General features: G+C 40.0%; 19 protein-coding genes. 1 reads left to right on the forward strand and 18 read right to left on the reverse strand.

The window, feature by feature from the left end; all coding sequences use genetic code 11:
- Positions 1-310: 310 nt before the first annotated feature.
- From H9I37_RS10735 to H9I37_RS10780, 10 genes are all read right to left on the reverse strand, one after another.
- Complete coding sequence (locus H9I37_RS10735; protein WP_187382725.1) at positions 311-1,015, reverse strand: tRNA threonylcarbamoyladenosine dehydratase; 705 nt, start codon at positions 1,013-1,015, stop codon at positions 311-313.
- A gap of 64 nt (positions 1,016-1,079) precedes the next feature.
- Entirely contained in the window at positions 1,080-1,850 is a 771-nt protein-coding gene (locus H9I37_RS10740) for an acyl-ACP thioesterase domain-containing protein (RefSeq protein WP_187382726.1), read from the reverse strand.
- A gap of 20 nt (positions 1,851-1,870) precedes the next feature.
- On the reverse strand, positions 1,871-3,577 hold the full coding sequence (locus H9I37_RS10745) for an AMP-binding protein (protein WP_187382727.1): 1,707 nt from the start codon (positions 3,575-3,577) through the stop codon (positions 1,871-1,873).
- Positions 3,578-3,764: 187 nt separating this feature from the next.
- Entirely contained in the window at positions 3,765-4,430 is a 666-nt protein-coding gene (gene hypB / locus H9I37_RS10750) for a hydrogenase nickel incorporation protein HypB (protein ID WP_187382728.1), read from the reverse strand.
- Positions 4,417-5,112 (reverse strand): hydrogenase nickel incorporation protein HypB, encoded by a 696-nt coding sequence (gene hypB / locus H9I37_RS10755; protein WP_187382729.1) that lies wholly within the window; start codon positions 5,110-5,112, stop codon positions 4,417-4,419. The genes hypB (H9I37_RS10750) and hypB (H9I37_RS10755) overlap by 14 nt, the downstream gene beginning before the upstream one ends.
- Positions 5,113-5,129: 17 nt before the next feature.
- A complete protein-coding gene (locus H9I37_RS10760; RefSeq protein WP_187382730.1) occupies positions 5,130-5,480 on the reverse strand; it encodes a hydrogenase maturation nickel metallochaperone HypA in 351 nt (116 codons plus the stop codon).
- Positions 5,481-5,489: 9 nt separating this feature from the next.
- Positions 5,490-8,294 (reverse strand): FAD-dependent oxidoreductase, encoded by a 2,805-nt coding sequence (locus tag H9I37_RS10765; protein ID WP_187382731.1) that lies wholly within the window; start codon positions 8,292-8,294, stop codon positions 5,490-5,492.
- A gap of 41 nt (positions 8,295-8,335) precedes the next feature.
- Positions 8,336-9,427, reverse strand: a complete 1,092-nt coding sequence (locus H9I37_RS10770; RefSeq protein ID WP_187382732.1) for a DUF5692 family protein — start codon at positions 9,425-9,427, stop codon at positions 8,336-8,338.
- A gap of 215 nt (positions 9,428-9,642) precedes the next feature.
- Positions 9,643-10,563, reverse strand: a complete 921-nt coding sequence (locus H9I37_RS10775) for a DUF368 domain-containing protein (RefSeq protein ID WP_187382733.1) — start codon at positions 10,561-10,563, stop codon at positions 9,643-9,645.
- A 100-nt stretch (positions 10,564-10,663) separates the two neighbouring features.
- On the reverse strand, positions 10,664-11,320 hold the full coding sequence (locus H9I37_RS10780) for a GNAT family N-acetyltransferase (protein WP_222864237.1): 657 nt from the start codon (positions 11,318-11,320) through the stop codon (positions 10,664-10,666).
- A 182-nt stretch (positions 11,321-11,502) separates the two neighbouring features.
- Between H9I37_RS10780 and H9I37_RS10785 the strand changes: the two genes are divergently transcribed.
- Positions 11,503-12,258, forward strand: coding sequence for a putative ABC transporter permease (locus H9I37_RS10785; protein WP_187382734.1), 756 nt, complete (start codon positions 11,503-11,505; stop codon positions 12,256-12,258).
- 106 nt (positions 12,259-12,364) lie between these two features.
- On the opposite strand, the gene H9I37_RS10790 is transcribed toward H9I37_RS10785, so the two are convergent.
- The 8 genes from H9I37_RS10790 to H9I37_RS10820 form a co-directional block, all read right to left on the reverse strand.
- Positions 12,365-12,520 (reverse strand): FeoB-associated Cys-rich membrane protein, encoded by a 156-nt coding sequence (locus H9I37_RS10790; protein ID WP_187382735.1) that lies wholly within the window; start codon positions 12,518-12,520, stop codon positions 12,365-12,367.
- A 10-nt stretch (positions 12,521-12,530) separates the two neighbouring features.
- A complete protein-coding gene (gene feoB / locus H9I37_RS10795; protein WP_187382736.1) occupies positions 12,531-14,678 on the reverse strand; it encodes a ferrous iron transport protein B in 2,148 nt (715 codons plus the stop codon).
- A 12-nt stretch (positions 14,679-14,690) separates the two neighbouring features.
- A complete protein-coding gene (locus tag H9I37_RS10800) occupies positions 14,691-14,912 on the reverse strand; it encodes a FeoA family protein (RefSeq protein ID WP_187382737.1) in 222 nt (73 codons plus the stop codon).
- 29 nt (positions 14,913-14,941) lie between these two features.
- The gene (locus H9I37_RS10805; protein ID WP_187382738.1) at positions 14,942-15,154 is read right to left on the reverse strand and encodes a FeoA family protein; all 213 of its coding nucleotides are present in this window, start codon (positions 15,152-15,154) and stop codon (positions 14,942-14,944) included.
- A 117-nt stretch (positions 15,155-15,271) separates the two neighbouring features.
- Positions 15,272-15,397: a hypothetical protein gene (locus H9I37_RS11710; protein ID WP_255422576.1), complete on the reverse strand. Its 126-nt coding sequence runs from the start codon at positions 15,395-15,397 to the stop codon at positions 15,272-15,274.
- The gene (locus H9I37_RS10810; RefSeq protein WP_255422577.1) at positions 15,378-15,929 is read right to left on the reverse strand and encodes a ZIP family metal transporter; all 552 of its coding nucleotides are present in this window, start codon (positions 15,927-15,929) and stop codon (positions 15,378-15,380) included. Before H9I37_RS10810 ends, H9I37_RS11710 begins: the two co-directional genes overlap by 20 nt.
- 66 nt (positions 15,930-15,995) lie before the next feature.
- Entirely contained in the window at positions 15,996-17,279 is a 1,284-nt protein-coding gene (locus tag H9I37_RS10815) for a DUF1302 domain-containing protein (protein ID WP_187382739.1), read from the reverse strand.
- On the reverse strand, positions 17,276-18,064 hold the full coding sequence (locus H9I37_RS10820; RefSeq protein WP_187382740.1) for an outer membrane lipoprotein-sorting protein: 789 nt from the start codon (positions 18,062-18,064) through the stop codon (positions 17,276-17,278). Before H9I37_RS10820 ends, H9I37_RS10815 begins: the two co-directional genes overlap by 4 nt.
- Position 18,065: the final 1 nt, after the last annotated feature.

Raw genomic sequence — 18,065 nt, forward strand, 5'->3', positions numbered from 1 at the left:
CAACCCATTTTTTTAATGTAAATGGACTGATACCATACTCATTTGCAATCTTGAAATATCCGCCTTTACCAGCCAGATAATCAGAAATTGCTGCCGCTTTTGTTGCAGGACTTGGTAACATAAAAACTCCTTGCAAAAAGCGTCACCCGTAATTGGGTTCAGTACTTTTTTGACCGTAACCTTATTTGGGGTTCACCGATTAAAAATAGCAACGTTAACGGGGTTCTGACCATTCTGACCAATTCAATCACGGAAGCCAAATTTATGACATTTTTTAATGAGTATTCTGTCGACTGATGCTGGTTATCAATTACATTATTTTTATCAGATCTTTAATGATTTCTCCTGCAATTATCAATCCCATAACAGAAGGAACAAACGCAATGCTGCCGGGAACCGGTTCCGAATCGGGACTGTTTTTGACCGGGCTCAGCGCCGGTTCTGTTGAAAAAACAACTTTCACATCTTCGATTTTTCTTTTTTTACATTCGTGCCGAATAACCCTTGCAAGAGGACAAACAGAAGTTTGAAAAATATCAGCGACGCGAAACTTTGTGGGATCTGTTTTGTTTCCTGCCCCCATACTTGAAATTATTTTCGTCCCTGATTTTTTTGCTTGTAAAATAAGTTGGATTTTTGCAGTCACCGTATCTATCGCATCGGCAACATAATCGTATTTGGAAAAATCAAACTGGTGACAGTTTTCCGGAAGATAAAAACATTTGTAAACATTGACTTCAGCATCAGGATTGATGTCGAGAATTCGCTCTTTCATGACATCGACTTTATATTTTCCGATTGTTGAATGGGTCGCTATGATTTGACGATTTATGTTTGTAAGTGAAACAATGTCGTTGTCTATGATATCGATATGCTGAATTCCTGAACGAACAAGGGCTTCGACTACATACCCCCCTACCCCTCCGATTCCAAAAACGGCGATTCGGGCAGCCTGTAAAATGTCCATCGCTTCTTTGCCAATGATTAGTTCTGTCCTTAAAAATTGATTCAACATAATGGTCGCCTGCTGATTTCGCTTTTTGTTTTTTTATAGATTAATATTCTTTTTTCTGTATTTTCTATTTATAGATAAGTTCACATTCAAAAGAACGTTCGCCGTCCGAAGCAATTTTACCTTCAACAAGAATTTTATTTTCTTCGTTGTTGAAAAAAGCGTTCACCTGCATAGTATCATCTTTGCGAATTTCTTTGCAAAAGTTTAATCTGAAGTCAGTAATTTCCTTTGACTGGTACTGCTCAGGAAGATAATCGATTGCAAAGTTGATATATTTTGAATTTGTGAGATGATTGTTTCCGTCAATCATTGAATAAATAATTTTCTGATCTGAAAGATGGACGAGTTTTTCGGGAAATTTTATTCTGCCTGGTTTTGCACATTCCTCTCGTGTCTCGACATCTGATTTTGCAAGAAATTCGAACCTGTTCGGAAATACAACTGCCCTTGTTTTGGGCTCAACAATCACCCACAGACTTTTTCCGACGATTAAAAGCTGATTGGACTTTGAATCTTTGAATTCATAACAGCGCATCAGTTGCGGACCTTCAGGTTTTTCTTCGCGAACGGAAATAGTTATCACATCGTTTTCTTTTGGTAAATCATAGATATGAAAGCTTGAACGGGAAACCATCTGGGCATACCCGTGTTCTACCAAAAAATCGCGATCATATCCACGCTGCGTATACAACTCTGTAACGTAATCGGAACAATACTGCATAACTTCAGAAAGATGAAGTCGTTTATCCGGCCCACACTGCCCAAACAAAATTTTTTTTTCATTCAGCAATGTGATTCCATCGTCCAAAAGTTCAGACTTGTACTCTTTTATCATTCTCACCCCGCAATTCCTCGCTAAAAATCTTGCTTTATTTTATCGAGATCTTTCCCTTTGTCTTTTTCGCGAATTTCAACACGCCTGATTTTGCCGGATATTGTCTTTGGTAATTCCTTAACAAATTCATAGATTCGCGGGCATTTATACATTGCTGTATTTTCTTTTGCAAAGTTCGACATTATCAATTCCATCTCTTTCGGCTCTTTGTCTGCGTAATCTGCTGAAAGAACAATCGTTGCTTTTACAGCCATGCCGCGTTTAGGATCCTCTACACCTGTGACAGCACATTCCAATACCGCTGGGTGCTTTTGAAGGATAGATTCAACTTCGAACGGACTGATTCTGTATCCGGATGATTTTATGATATCATCTTTTCGTCCGACAAACCAAACATAACCGTCCTCGTCCATATAGACATTGTCATTTGTATGATAGACGCCCCCGTCGAACGCTTCGGCAGTCAATGATATGTCTTTATGATAACCCATCAAAAGTCCAAAAGGGCGACCATCTTCGATATGGATGCAAAGTTCCCCAATTTCCCCATTAGGAACAGGTTTTCCGTTCGGGTTTAAAACTTCTATTTTATATAGGGGATTCGGTTTTCCCATTGACCCCGGACGGACGGGAGCATAATCCATAAAATTTCCACAGATGATTGTTGACTCTGTCTGCCCATACCCTTCATAAATCTTTTTGCCTGTTTTCTCAAGCCATTTTTCGTAGACTTCACCGTTCAAAGCTTCTCCGGCTGTGCTGAATCTTGTACATTTGCTCAAATCATATTTTGACAAATCCTGACGAACGAGGAAGCGATAAACTGTCGGCGGCGCACAGAAAGTTGTAAGCCCGTATTTTGAAATCATCTGAAGCATCTTATCAGGCTTGAGCATGTTCATATCGTAGACAAACTGTGCCGTACCGCAAATCCACTGGCCGTAAAGTTTGCCCCAAGTCGCTTTAGCCCACCCTGTCTCCGAAATTGTCAGATGAAGCCCATCATCTACAACTCCGTGCCAATATTTTGCAGTCATGATGTGTCCGATCGGATAAACAAAATCCTGCAAAACCATTTTTGGATAGCCTGATGTTCCCGATGTAAAGTACAAAAGCATCGGGTCTGTATTGTGGGTGGCTGCATCTCCTACAGGACGAGGAAATTCCGGGTCGAGCGGTTCGCATTCTTTATGAAAATTAATCCACCCTTTTCTGTCCGGACCTACTGTAACTAAAAATTGCACAGTCGGAGATTTTGGCAATGCTTTTTCAATTTCTTCCTGAATATGAGGATTATCATAAGAGATGACCATTTTTACATCGGCAGCATTTGTTCGATATTCAATATCAGCCTGCAAAAGCTGATCTGTCGCAGGAATTACAATCGCCCCGATTCTGTGAAGAGCAGGCATCAAAATCCACCATTCATAGCGGCGGCGCAAAACAAGCATCACAGTATCGCCTTTCTTAATTCCTTTAAGGGAAAGCCAATAAGCAGCTCTCTTTGATTCTCGAGAAATATCCGCAAATGAAAAATCAAGCGGTTCGTCACTGTTATCATCAATCCAAAGCAAAGCGCGCTTATTCGGAGTCTCTTTTGCATAACGGTCGACAATATCATAGGCAAAATTAAAATTCTCAGGAGCTTTTAGTTTACAATTTTTAGAAAAATCTTCGTAATCTAAAAATTCTCTGTCTTCTACTAAAAATTCATGTGCAAGATTCATGTTTGCCTCCTATCATCATTTTGCATATCATAGTAAAAATATATTTGATTATTATGACACTTTCAGTTTTGTTGTCAAGTTTGATAAAACTTCAGAAGATCACACTTCTATCGTTTTATTCTGCGCAAAAACCTTCGGCGGGATATTGAAATTATATAGTAAAGGATTTTTTTGTGTAAGTATTATTTTAGAATCGTAGACGATATTTTTTATATTCTTGCCGAATCCAGTTTTCAAACTCGCTCATACCGTCGCCAGTTTTTGCTGATACATGAAAAATCTCGATATTTGGATTAAGCGAGCGGACTCTTTTTTCACAAGCAAAAAAATCAAAATTAAAATAATCTTTTGTATCTATCTTTGTGATAACAAGTACATCGCTTTTTTGGAACATCAGCGGATATTTTAGAGGCTTGTCGTCTCCTTCTGGAACACTGAGAATCATTATGTTTCGTTCGGCTCCTGTATCAAATTCTGCCGGACAGATGAGATTTCCAACGTTTTCGAGAAATACAATGTTCAGATTTTCGTTGCCCATCGCATTTATGGCTCGTTCTGTCATTCCAGCGTCCATGTGACACATCCCACCTGTATGTGCTTGGATTACTCGCGCGCCAAGCTTTTCGATTTTGGCAGCATCTACATCAGATGCGATGTCTGCTTCCATGACGCCGATTTTAAGTTCGCTTTTCATGTCGGTGATTACACATGAAAGCAATGTTGTTTTTCCTGAGCCAGGAGAAGACATCAGATTGAACATCAAAACACCGGCGGCTCTCATTTTTTCCCTAAGCGCATCCGCATCTTTATCGTTTGATTCTGTTACAGATCTATTGAGTTCAATTATTTTCATCGCTGTGCTCCTGCCGGAATGATTCTATTTCCAGTTCTAGCCAATTTATCCATTCGTCAAATCCTTCTCCGGTTTTTGCTGATACTGAAATCACTTTGATTTTTGGATTCAAAGCATTTACATATTTTCGACAGTTAGATTCGTCAAAATCAAACGCCGGTTTTACATCGATTTTCCCAATCAGAAGAAGATCGCTTACCGTAAACATCAGCGGATATTTCAGAGGTTTGTCATCGCCTTCAGGGACACTGAGGATTGCAACCCTCTTAGCAGAACCGACATCGAATTCCGCCGGGCAGACAAGATTTCCGACGTTTTCGAGAAAGAGCACATCTATGTCAGCAAGTCCAAGTTTTTCAATTCCGCGTCGAGTCATATCTGCGTCCATGTGACACGAACCGCCTGTATGAAGCTGAATGACTTTTGCACCTGTTTTCTGAATTGTTGCAGCATCTACATCGCTATCAACATCGGCTTCCATAACGCCAATCCGATATTTGTTTTTCAACGAGTTGATTGTTCGCACAAGAGTTGTCGTTTTTCCGGCTCCCGGAGAAGCCATGAGATTTACCATAAATACTCTGCGAGATATTAAAAGGTTGCGAACTTCTGCCGCAACTTTATCGTTATCTGCAAGGATATTTTCTTTAGTTTCAAGGATGTCGTATTCTCTTTTGTTCATATATCAGCCTTCCGTTATCAGCCTTCTGGAACTTCAATTTCTTTAATTAAAAATTCATTTCCCTGCATGAGCCAAGTCTTATCGCTTTTGCAATGCGGACAAATTTTTGCGTACTTCACTGTTTCATAAGTTTTACCGCAGGAATCGCAATATGTCACTGCCGGTATTCTTTCAATTTGAATTTCTGCATCTTTTAGAATAGGCTCTCGTTTTATCGCCCACTTCCAACAATCTGTCAGGTACTGCGGGATCACTGTAGAGACTTCGCCCAATTTGATGGTCACCTTCCTAATCTCGTCGAGATTATTTTCAGCGGCCACCACTTTGAGATCATCTATTATCTTAAAAACAACTCCAAGCTCGTGCATTGTTTTACACTACTCGTCGTCTTTTTTAGGGTTTTTCTTCTTTTTTGAAAACTTTATTTTAATTGCCTGTTTTGCAGCATAAGGAAGAATATATTTCATCTTATCTTCGCTTCGGCGCATAACTGAGCATTCAGGATTGTCGCGGAACAGATGGATTGCGTCAAATTCGCACTTGGTTGTACAAACTCCGCAGCCTACGCAGTGATTTGTGTCAACAACGCTCGCTCCACAGCTCAAACAACGCGCTGTCTCTTTTTTGACTTGTGCTTCTGTAAACACAAGTTTTGCGTCGCGGAAGCTCTTTGGAGCGACTCCTGCTTTAGTTCCGGGAATCTGACGGCTGGAATTATCATAGCTTTCAACTAAGATATCGTCTTTGTTGAGTTCAACATAATCGTTCTGGTTGCGCCCGATTGTAAGAGATGTGTGCGGTTGTACGAAACGGTGAATTGAAATTGCACCTTCTTTTCCTGCGGCGATCGCATCGATTGCAAATTTAGGACCGGTGTAAACGTCCCCGCCGACAAAAATATCCGGTTCTGCCGTCTGATAAGTTTTTGGATCTGCAACAGCACCGTTTCCTCGTCCGAGTTGAACTTTTGAGCCTTTGAGTAAGTCTCCCCACAAAATGCTCTGCCCAACCGCTAGCACAATATGGCGGCAATCGACTTTTATTGTATCATTCTCATCATATTTAGGATTAAAACGACCGGTTGCGTCTTTTACAGAAACGCATTTTTTAAATACGATTCCGCTCACATTTCCGTCTTTATCTTTGATGATTTCTTTTGGTCCCCAACCGCACCTGATTTCAACTCCATCTTCTTCAGCTTCGGCAACTTCGTTATCTGAAGCCGGCATAATGTCGCGACCTTCAAGACAGATTTGAGTGACTTTTGGAGCACCTGCTCGGATTGCCCCACGCGAACAGTCAATTGCAACATTTCCTCCGCCAACTACAACAACATCTCCATAAAAGTCGTATTTTTCGTTTGCGTTTATTTCTTTGAGGAAATCTACGGCAGTTGAAATGCCTTTTGCATCTTCGCCGGGAACATTTACAGAACGTCCGCCCTGACATCCGATTGCGATGTAGAACGCTTTGTACCCTTGCGCCCTCAGCTCATCGAGAGTGACGTCTTTACCAACTTCAATGCCGGTTTTGATTTCTACTCCCATGGCTCGGATAATGTCTATTTCCGCTTCAACTACATTCTTTTCCAGTTTGTATGATGGGATTCCATATACAAGCATTCCTCCCGGTTTTTTATTTTTTTCAAATACGGTAGGAGTATAGCCTTTTTCTGCAAGATAGAATGCGCAAGACAAACCGGCAGGACCTGCTCCGATAATTGCAACTTTATCTGCACTGAAATCGCCATCTACACGCGGAATTACCTTTTCTGGAATGTAACGAGTTTCTGCGTTCAAGTCTTGCATTGCAATGAATTTTTTTACTTCATCGATTGCCAGAGCCTGGTCTATTGTGCCTCGAGTACAAGCGTCTTCGCAACGGCGGTTACAAATATGACCGCAGATAGCAGGAAGCGGATTGTTCTTTTTGATGAGCGCCAACGCTTCTTTATAGCGTCCCTGCGAAGCCATTTTTAAATATCCCTGAACTGCGATGTGTGCAGGGCAAGCTGTTTTACATGGGGCTGTCCCTGTTCTATAAGATTCAATTCTGTTGTGATCGCGGTAATCCCAATCCCAGTCAGCTTCTGACCACTTTTTATCTGAAGGCAAGAGGTGTTTTGGATATTCAACAGAAGAGCCGTCTTTTTTACACAATTTTTGACCGAGTTTTACAGCACCCGCCGGACAATATTCAACACAACGACCGCAAGCCACACAATTATTTTTGTCCACTTTTGCAACATAAGACGAGCGAGACAAATTCGGTGTATTGAATAAAAGCGATGTACGAAGAGCATAACAAACATTTACGTTACAGTTACAGATGGCAAAGATTTTGTTTTCACCATCGATGTTTGTAATCTGGTGAACAAATCCGTTGTCTTCCGCTCTTTTGAAAATATCCAACGCCTCTTCTCGAGTGATATATACGCCACCTTTGTTTGTTTCTACGACATAGTCTGCCATATCACCGACAGCGATACACCATCCGTCTTCTACGTCTCCACAGCCTTCTTCAAAAGTTTTGCGGCTGCACCTGCACGAACAAGGAGATTTTGCATATTTTCCATCGTATTTATCGAGCCAATGAGATATTTTTTCTACACTAATCGCTTCGTTGTTCATCTCAATAGCTTTTTCAACAGGAATAACATGCATACCGATACCGGCTCCTCCTGGAGGAACAATTTTTGTAACCTTTTCAAGAGGGAGGCGCGTCATGTGTTCGAAGAAAAGCCCAAGTTGCGGATTCTCTTCGATCAAATCCTTATTCATATTGGAGAACTCGCCCGAACCGGGCACGAACATTGGAAGCACATACTGTTTTTCACGCTTAGGGTTTTCGTAGTTCCATTCAATCAAGCCTGTCCACGACATGTGGTCTAACATCTTCTGAAGTTTTTCAGGTTCGATTTTCGAGATTTTTTTAAGCTGCTCGAATGTTTTCGGTTTACGAATTCCGCCAAATTTTAAAGCCAATTCAGCTTCTTCGTCTGTGCATAGACAGCAAAGAGCCCAGTATTCCGGATCATCTTTTGTAATTTTATGTAATCCAAGTTTGATCGGGACACGGTCGGTTATCATCTTTCCGAGTTTTACAATCGACTCTCTCATCGGTCCATCTACATTTGCATTTTCAGGACGAAGAGGGTAATGCGGATCACCTTTTGCTTCCATAGTTCTTGCTCCTATATGAATTAATTGATTATACTTTTAGACTACTCTGCCCTAGCCATTGCCTCGTCAAAGTCTTTTGTTCCGCTCCAGATTTCGTTCTTATATGGATTTTTCTTCAATTCAACAGAACGCTTGATTATTGCAGTAAGAACGAGAACGTTGATGGCTATAGAGAGAACGGCTACGACCCCTTGTGCAGTCGGATGAGCTGTAATTCCCATCCTTGAGATTTCGGCAGCAACAGCAGAGCCGGTTGCATTTCCTGAGTTGTAAAGATTCATAGCAGAATTGTACATATCGAGTGCAGAGTGTGTGCCTGCGTTTCCGTATACAGTCGGAAGAACTCCAAAAGTTCTTGTCAACTGGAATGTCGGAACCACCTGAGCAAACATACACCAAACAGAAAGCGTAAATGCACGGTTCTGGATCCAACCACCTTTGTTCCAGAACATTGCAGCAAATGTCGGAGCGAGGAGCAATGCGAGTCCGCAGTACCAAGAGTGAGTCGGCAAATTCAAATATGTATATTCAAAGTTCCAAACGTCGTAAGCGATGATAAACAAGATTGTCATATCAGGCCAAAGCATATCTTGGCGTTTGTTTTTTGAAGAGTAAACACCCCACCATCCTGTCATACAGAATATATTGATAAGACCTGCAATACCGTTCAACAAGTTCCACCATCCGCCGTACAAGAATACGCCTTCGTTAGAAACCCACCAACCGCCATTCATTCCGCCTTTTGCTAGTGATTCAAAATCAGATACGACAGCGATTAAAATGTTAGCAGCAACAATTACAAACGGCCATGGCTTGAACCAATGTTTTGCTCCAATTCCCCATTTGTATTTTATCATGATAAAACCAATACAGCCGATTGTTGCAGCGTACAACTTGAAGTAATGGAACCAGCCACTCATATATTTAACTGTAAGATTTTCTTTTCCGCCAAAAAGACCGCTATTTGCAAGAATAAAATAAACAGTAAGAACCGCTGGAATAACCATGAAAACTGCGATTCCGCCTATTTTTGTCCTGCGCCCGATTTCGTTTAAAACTATAAGCCCTATGAATACACAAAGCCAACCGATAAGCTGAGTGCCTGCCACTCCCGAATAAAGATTAAATAACATATTTCCTCCTTTTTTTACCATAACTGATAGTAATCCTATCAGTTATAGATTATATATCGAGATTTTAAAATACGCAAAAGAAATAAATTTAAATTATCGTGAGTCGCCCGTTGCCTTCATAGAATAAGGAAAGAAGAAAGTTATCTAAAAAACTGTTTAGACTTAGTAGCTGAGCATAGATTTTTTTAGCTCGTGTTTTTCACGCAGTCGGAATTCTACTCCGATGGAGAAAACTTTGAACTGAAATATGCCATTGCGCCTCCAACAATCAGCGCAGCCGCAGAAGATAAAACCAGAGAAACGCTCTTAAAATCTAAAATAGATTGAAAAAAAACTCCCTGAAATATATTTTTTGTAATCGGGCAGATGTTCAGTGCAGAGCCACACAAAAGTCCAAGAATCACCGCGTATGTATGATTAGGAGCTTTTTCCAGAAGATTTTTTATAAGCCTGGCACCGAGCAAAAGTCCGGCGAGAACTCCGACTCCGTTTGGAAGAAGAAGAATAAGCGCAGAAAAAAAACTCTCCGGTAGGAACAATGCTGAAATACTTTTTATCACAATAGGATAAACGCCCAAAATAAGCATCAGGAGAGAGCCTGAAATTCCAGGAACAATCATCGCAACAGCTCCAAAAACCCCTGCGATGAAAATTTTTAATGCAAGTTTTACAGAAAACTCAGGGAGAGACTTTATCATGCCTTGAGAATCTCCAAAAGAAGATTCAAGCATAGAGAACAAAATCATGATTGCAATCCCGATAATGACACAGGCTACAATAGACTTTGTTTTAGATTTTTCTACTTTAGTCCCGTCTTTTTTATTTACAGAGAGATTCACAAGCATCGGAACGCTCCCGATAATCAATCCTGTGAAAAAAAAGTTAGTCTGTATAGGGAATTTTTCATAAAGCAATGTTATCAGCTTGCTCAAAATAAGAACGCCAAGTGCCATTCCTGTAACAATCGGCAATACAAATTTTTTATTTTTCCAAAGTTTTTTTACATTCAGAGTTATAGCATCTATAAATTTGTCGTAAATTCCAAAAACAACCGCTATCGTGCTCCCTGAAACGCCGGGGATTACATTTGCCATACCGATTATAATTCCAATTGCAAGTGTCCATAAAATATTCATAAGTGAGATTTTATCATCAAATCAAACTAATATCAATTTTAACATTTTGATAAACAGTTTGATTGCCAGCCCTTTTTACTGCCATACTACGGTGACAATACTAGATTTTGTAGGAAAATAGCTTTCTGAAAAAATTGCAATGTTCATTTTTCCATTCACTTTTCAATATAGAATACCAGACGGCATCGACTATCCCCTGATTGCAAAAACCCGCGCTTCGGAGAGTTCCCTCGTAAGTCATTCCAATTTTCTGCATAACCCTTCCAGATTTTGGATTATTTTTGTCATGGTTTGAAGCGATTCTATTAAATCCAACTTCCTCGAATAGATATTTTAAGACAGCCCTGGCAGCTTCGGGCATTATTTCTTTTCCCCACCATCTGCTTCCCATGCAATAACCGAGAACCGCAGACAGAGATTCTTCACGATAATCAACGACAGAAATATTCCCGATAAGTTTGTTTTCCTCTTTTAATTCAATCGCCCAGTTATAAAAAGTTTTATCTGCATACTTAGGAATCCAGTCGGTAAGCACAGATTTTGTAACCTCCTGATTCGCATGAGACGGCCATGTAAGAAATTTTGTCACTGCGTCTTCACTTGCCCAATTGTTATACATTTCTGCATAATCATCTATTTCGAATTGCCTGAGTATAAGTCTTTCTGTCTCCAGCTTTTTTGTTCCCTGATGATTTAACATTTTTTTCTCCATTACTAAATTTCCGGAGTTAAACTGCCCGTCAGTTTCGTCCCTCATTAATTTATTATATCGGATTCATATCTGTCTGGTCAAAACAGCAAATGAACTTTCAAAATCATGACCGGGAACTTTTATATGACGGAGGACTTATTTACAGCAGTAAAATTGAAAATAATAAACGTGTTTTTTTTCAAAATACTCCGGTTGATTATTATTTGCCTATGAACTATTTTTAAATTATGAATATATTTCTTATAATATTATTTTTATTTTTCGCAGGAAGTATTATTGGGTGGAGTCTTGAAGTTTTGTGGCGACATTTTTTCAGCAAAAACAATCCTGAACACAAATGGATAAACCCGGGTTTTTTAGTTGGGCCATATCTGCCTCTTTACGGCTTCAGCTTGACGATTTTATTTCTGCTATCTTTTATCGATGTCAGCTTTATTGAAAACAAAATTTTACAAAAGGCTATCCTCTTTGTCTGTATGGCGTTGAGCATCACTGTTTTTGAATATATTGCAGGACTTATTTTTATCAAAGGGATGAAGATTAAACTGTGGGATTATTCAAGATGCTGGGGAAATATACAGGGAATCATCTGCCCACTCTACACATTTTTTTGGTATATTTTAAGCACAGTTTACTACTTTTTCATTCATCCAAGAGTTTTGAACTGGCTTTACTGGTTTACAAATCACCTAACATTCTGCCTTGTTGTCGGCTTTTTCTACGGGGTATTTGCGGTAGATGTCTTTTATTCATTGAACATAATGAAGCGCATTCGCAAGTTCGCAAAAGAAAACGGACTTGTTGTCCGCCTCGAAAATCTTCAGCAACACATTCGTCGAGTCAACGATGAAAACAAAGAAAAAGTACATTTCTGGCTCTCAACAAAATCCGAATACATCGATATCAAAGGTGCTGTCCTCAAGCTGAAAGAAAAAGTCATGTCAGAAAAAAAAGATTCAACTGAAAATACAAAAAAGCACTAAAATGGCATTCATTAAACCGAAATGATATTTTAAAATTTACAAATAAAAAAGGCGATTCTTCTTATCAAAGAACCGCCTTCCTGTGCATAAAATCTTTTATCAGATATTATTTTTCATCACAGCAAGAACATTTATCAGAGCAACCGCAGCAACAAACTGAACTACCGGTTTTTTTTGCATGTCTGAACTTTTTCACTGCTTTGTAAATAATATATGCCGAATAAGATGCTAAGGCTGCTACACAAATAATTGTTACAACCATATAAGACCTCCTACTTTCCTTTGTAAGGATTCTTCCTGAATACCGCAAACAAAATAAATGCCAGCAGTATAAAGGCAATTATAGTTCCGGCTCCAAATACGCCGTGAACAAAAAGCATTCCAAGCTGATAAACGATCATCGTTACAGCATAAGCAGCGAGGTTTTGGAACAGGATTGCGAACCAGAACCATTTGCGGTTCTTCAATTCATTTGCCATTGTCGCAATTGCAGCAAGACATGGAGAATCGAGAAGATTGAACAAAAGGAAACAGAAAGCAGCGATGCTTGTTGGGAACCATCCGCTGATTGCAGTTGCTACGACATTGCCGTCTTCAACTGCATCTTCTGCAACATTTGCCAAAACTCCCATTGTAGAAACAATTGCTTCCTTAGCAGAGAATCCTGAGATTGAGGCTGCGGCAGCTTCCCAGCCACCTTCTGCGCCTCCAAATCCAAGCGGGATAAATATATAACGTATAACGCCGCCAATCTTTGCCAAAATAGAATCAGGAGATTCAACAAGACCAAAGCCTTCTTCTCCAAAACCATAGCTTGAAAGGAACCACATTACGATACAAGCTACGAACAAAATCGTACCGGCTTTTACCACAAATCCTTTTACACGTTCCCAAGTGTGAAGCAAAACTGTCTTAACTTGAGGAAGGTGATACTGTGGAAGTTCCATTACAAATGGAGCAGCAGGACCGTGGAACGGTTTTGTCTTTTTCAATGAAACAGCAGCAAGTAAAACAGCTGCAACACCGATCAAATACATCAGAGGTCCGAGAAAAGAAGCATCTCCGCCTGTAACTCTTCCGCCAATTACGGCTGCCATCAAAGCGATTACAGGAAGTTTTGCACCGCAAGGAATCCATGTCGTTGTCATGATTGTCATACGTCTGTCATTTTCATTTTCAATCGTACGGCTTGCCATGATTCCGGGAATTCCACAACCTGATGAAATTAAAAGAGGAATAAATGATTTACCAGAAAGTCCGAAGTGACGGAAAATCCTATCCATTACGAACGCAATACGAACCATGTATCCGCAATCTTCAAGAATAGAAAGGAGAAGGAAAAGAACTGCCATCTGAGGAACAAATCCGAGTACAGCTCCAATACCGCCAAGAATACCGTTTACAATACAATCGACTAGAACTTCATGTGCACCTGCACTTTCGAGCAGTCCCTGAACCCAGCCTTGTATAGTTGTAACTGCAACATCATTTACCCAGTCTGTACCCATAGTACCAACTGTATTTATAGAAACCCAGTAAACAAACCACATAACAAGAACAAAGATTGGAAGTCCAAGGAATCTGTTTGTGATAACGCGGTCAATTTTATCTGACTTTGTCATCTTTGCTTTTGGATGAACTATAATTCCATCAAGAATCTTTGCAATGTAGTTATATCTTTCATTTGTGATGATTGATTCAATGTCATCATCGCGAGATTTTTCCAAAGCAGCTGTAATCTGTTCAACTTTTGCTTTATCAGCATCATTGAGCTTAATTTTTGTGATTACTTTAGCATCGCGTTCAAGAACTTTAATTGCTGTCCAGCGAACAAGTTTTTTTTCAACAGAAGAAGGGAGAAGCGAAGATATCTGTGCGATAGCGTTTTCAACATCTGCCTCAAAACAGCTCGATGGGGCATTTCCTTCTTTTCCTGCTGCCTGACTCGCAGCTTTTGCAGCGTCTTTTACACCTTTTCCGTGCAAAGCAACAGTCTCTACAACTTTACAACCAAGTCGTTCTCCAAGTTTTTTGCTGTCGATTGCTGCCCCTGATTTTTTCATTGCATCAACCATGTTTAAAGCAATTACAACAGGCTTTCCAAGCTCAAGAATCTGAGTTGTAAGATACAAGTTTCGTTCAATATTTGTTGCATCAACAATATTTAATACAGCAGACGGTTCATCGCTAGCAAGATAATCACGGCTTACAACTTCTTCATTTGTATATGGAGATAGAGAATAAATACCAGGAAGATCGACTACAGAAACAGCCTTTTCTCCTTTTAAATTACCTTCTTTCTTTTCAACTGTTACTCCAGGCCAGTTACCAACATATTGAACTGCACCTGTAAGGTTATTGAACATTGTAGTCTTACCACAGTTAGGGTTTCCTGCTAAAGCTATTCTAATTTTTTTCATTCCCTGCCTCCCTTACTCTGCAACTTCGATGCATTCTGCATCACCCTTGCGAACAGTCAACTCATAACCGCGTACAGTTACTTCAACAGGGTCTCCAAGCGGGGCAACTTTTCTAATATAAACTTCACAGCCGTTTGTGAAGCCCATATCCATAAGACGACGTTTAAGGGCACCTTCACCGTTAAGTCGTTTCACTTTCACAGTGGTTCCAACCGGAACTTCTTTCAATGTCATATATTTATACCTCTCTATAAAAACCTGTTTTATACAAAAATCTTACAAGCGAGCATTTTATCAAGCGCAATTCTGGCACCTTTTACTTTTACAATCAGATTTCCATCGCCGACTTTAGAAATTACACTAACCTCTTCGCCTGCAATAAAACCTAAATCTGTAAGATGTTTGCGAATAGCTCCACTGCCGGAAATCCGGCTTATCACAACAGTCTCTCCGATATTAGAAAATGATAATGGCATAATCAGCTCCTTAAAAAATTAGTTGCGTCTAATCTTTAGGCACAAACATTCTACAACACCTATATATGGCTGTCAATAGATGAAACTAACTTGAATTATTCGCATATAACTTTTATGTCAGCCCAAAGCGACGTCGAGCATCATCATCAAAGAAAAACCTACCATGAACATCAGCGTTCCAATATTCGAGTGTTTTCCTTCTGACATTTCGGGAATAAGCTCTTCAATCACGACGTAAAACATTGCCCCTTGAATGGAGCGGCATAGAGATGATTGCCCCTTCCGGGAAATTTTGAATTGCAATGCCGAGTGCCAAAGTCAGTGCCGCCGCTTCTGTGATTTGGGCATTTCCTGAAAGCCAGCCGGCATACAAAACTCCTACAGCCATCCCCTCAGGAATATTGTGCAACGTAACAGCTAGAACCATCATCGTAGTCCTTTTGAGATGAGATTTTGGACCTTCAACTGTATGGTTTTTATCGAGGTGCATGTGAGGAATGACGACATCAAGGAAAAGTAAAAACACCATGCCGAGACAAAATCCTGCTACGGCTGGGATAAAACTGATTTTTCCCATCCCATTTGATGTTGCAAGCTCCATCGACGGAATCAAAAGGCTCCAAACGGAAGCTGCAATCATAACTCCGGATGAAAAACCTGTCAAAGCCCGCTGTATACTCTGTTTCAGTTCTTTTTTCATAAAAAAAACAAGCACAGCTCCAAGCGATGTTCCCAAAAAAGGAATAAGCAATCCCTTAGCAATAATTCCGTACATATCCACCTTTTTTTTAAATTATTATTTATCTGAAATAAAATTCAATCTCTCAGAAAATTATTATAATCAAAAACTAAATTTGCCATTTACGTAAAATGAGCTTGAGTTTTTATAACTGCCAAATTTTCCGTTATTTTTTGGACCTGGAGACAAAATATATGCCCCACATGTAACGCTGAATTGATCGGAGACGCTGTATTTCGCATAAGGATTTATCATGCTGTCAAAATCATTTAATCCGAGCAAGCCGTTTACACAAAGTTCAAGTGTGTCCGAAAGCAATGTTCTTGACACACTGATTGTCACTCCGTGTGTGTATGCATTGTTTCTATCCAATCCATCGATATTTCCCGGAATATAGTCGCAGTAATATTGTGCTGTGATTGCCCAACCGGAAGGCATCCAGTCTATTCCAGCAAGCGCAGACAATTGATTTTTCTGCAATGCATTTTCAACAGGGAGCGGTGTTGTACCAGTCATCGATGCAATCATTGCATTTTTTGTTTTTTCTTCTATTATGGTCTGCGCTTTTTTTTGCAAATATCTTTGTGGGAAAAATGCGCTTTCAAGGCGAATAACTGTTTCGCCAATTGGGATTGCGGCGTCTGCACCGAACATCATCATGCTTTTATATCTGCCATTTATCAAGACATCTCCTTTTGAACTCACGCTGTAGTCGAACAAGGGAATGTCGTCCCATCCATAAAACCCGTAAAGAGATATGTCAAATGAAGAAAAATACCCTGAAAGTTTTAATCCGTATTCTCCATTCCAAATTGCAAGCTCAGGTTTTTCAATTATGGTGCGTGCAGCAAGGCTTTTTGGAAGTTCTGCCGGAGTAAAAAACGGGATCCACCAGACATCAGCAGTAAAAGTTGAGATACTTGCAGAAAAACGAATCGCATCTACAGCCTGTTTTGAATTCTCGCTAACCATCGCCGCAACGCTCGACAAATCAGACGGGCAAAGCACATTTGTAATATCTATTCCATCAGATTTTCCCCACGACGCTTTTTGGCGACCGACCCTGATTGCCCAAAAAGAACTTGAATAATCAGCAAAAAGTTCGTTTAGAGAAAGGTTGAATCCTTTCCCAAGATTTCCATCTTCATTTTTTTTGTAAGAAAAAGTTCCCTCAGCATAAGCGGAACTGTCAGCGTAATACGCATTCAGTTTGCCGGTCAAAGACGATTCCCCCAATGTAAAATGTCCTGCTGCAGAATCTTTGTCGGTCCAAGGGGCTGCAACACCTAAAGCCGTATCGATATCGCCTGAAAACTCAACTCCATCGGCGAAAGATGGAAGTGCGAACGCCAAAAACAAAATCAAAAAGAATGATATTTTTTTCATCGTATCCTGCCTTTTTCAAGTGCTGCGACAGTAAACAGCGATTCATCGATTGACTCGCCGTAGCTGACATTGTTCATTTCAATCAAAGTGCTGTGATCCTTTTGAATGTTTTTCATCAGCATTTTTCCTGTCGTCCAAAATCCATCTACCTTTTTGATGTCGCTGCAAATAAGCTCCCTCTGAAGTTCATTCTGTCTATCATAAAACTCCGCCTTGCATAGCATAAAATTATCTTTTCTGATCCAGCAGATTTTTCTCGGATTTTTTTCTGTAGAATTTTTTGCTTTACATTCAACTTTGTAACATGCAGCTCCGTCAATATCCTCTTCTCCAATAAGCTGAAAATTATCTTTATTCAAACCACGGTCGCCCATATCATCGTAAGTAAAATCAGTTCCCATAAAGTCACCGCCTGACTCAGAACCCGAAATACGACGAACTTTTTTCATCGCCGGCATGTAAAGCCAGTTATCTGAATCTTTTTTGTTGCCGGAAGAATCCTCTTTGTAGCTGATTGTGAGATATCCTACTCCAGAAACATCTTTTGGTTTTGTAAAAATGATCACAGATTTAGTCGAATCTGTAAGCTCCAGGCTTTTTTCCAGAACTTCGCGGATGCGGGTGTTGCCTTTTTTGTCTGTCAAAGTCATAGTCGCAGTATAAGAGCTTGTTTTCGATTTTGGAACTTCATCAGATTTTTTCATGATGTCGTATCCTGAAAGCGTCTGTGTAAACGCACTGGCTCCAAAAATCATTGCAATTAAAATTAATGTAAATTTTTTCATA

This window comes from Treponema sp. Marseille-Q3903 (assembly GCF_014334335.1).
In the GTDB taxonomy this organism is placed as follows: Bacteria; Spirochaetota; Spirochaetia; order Treponematales; family Treponemataceae; genus Treponema_D.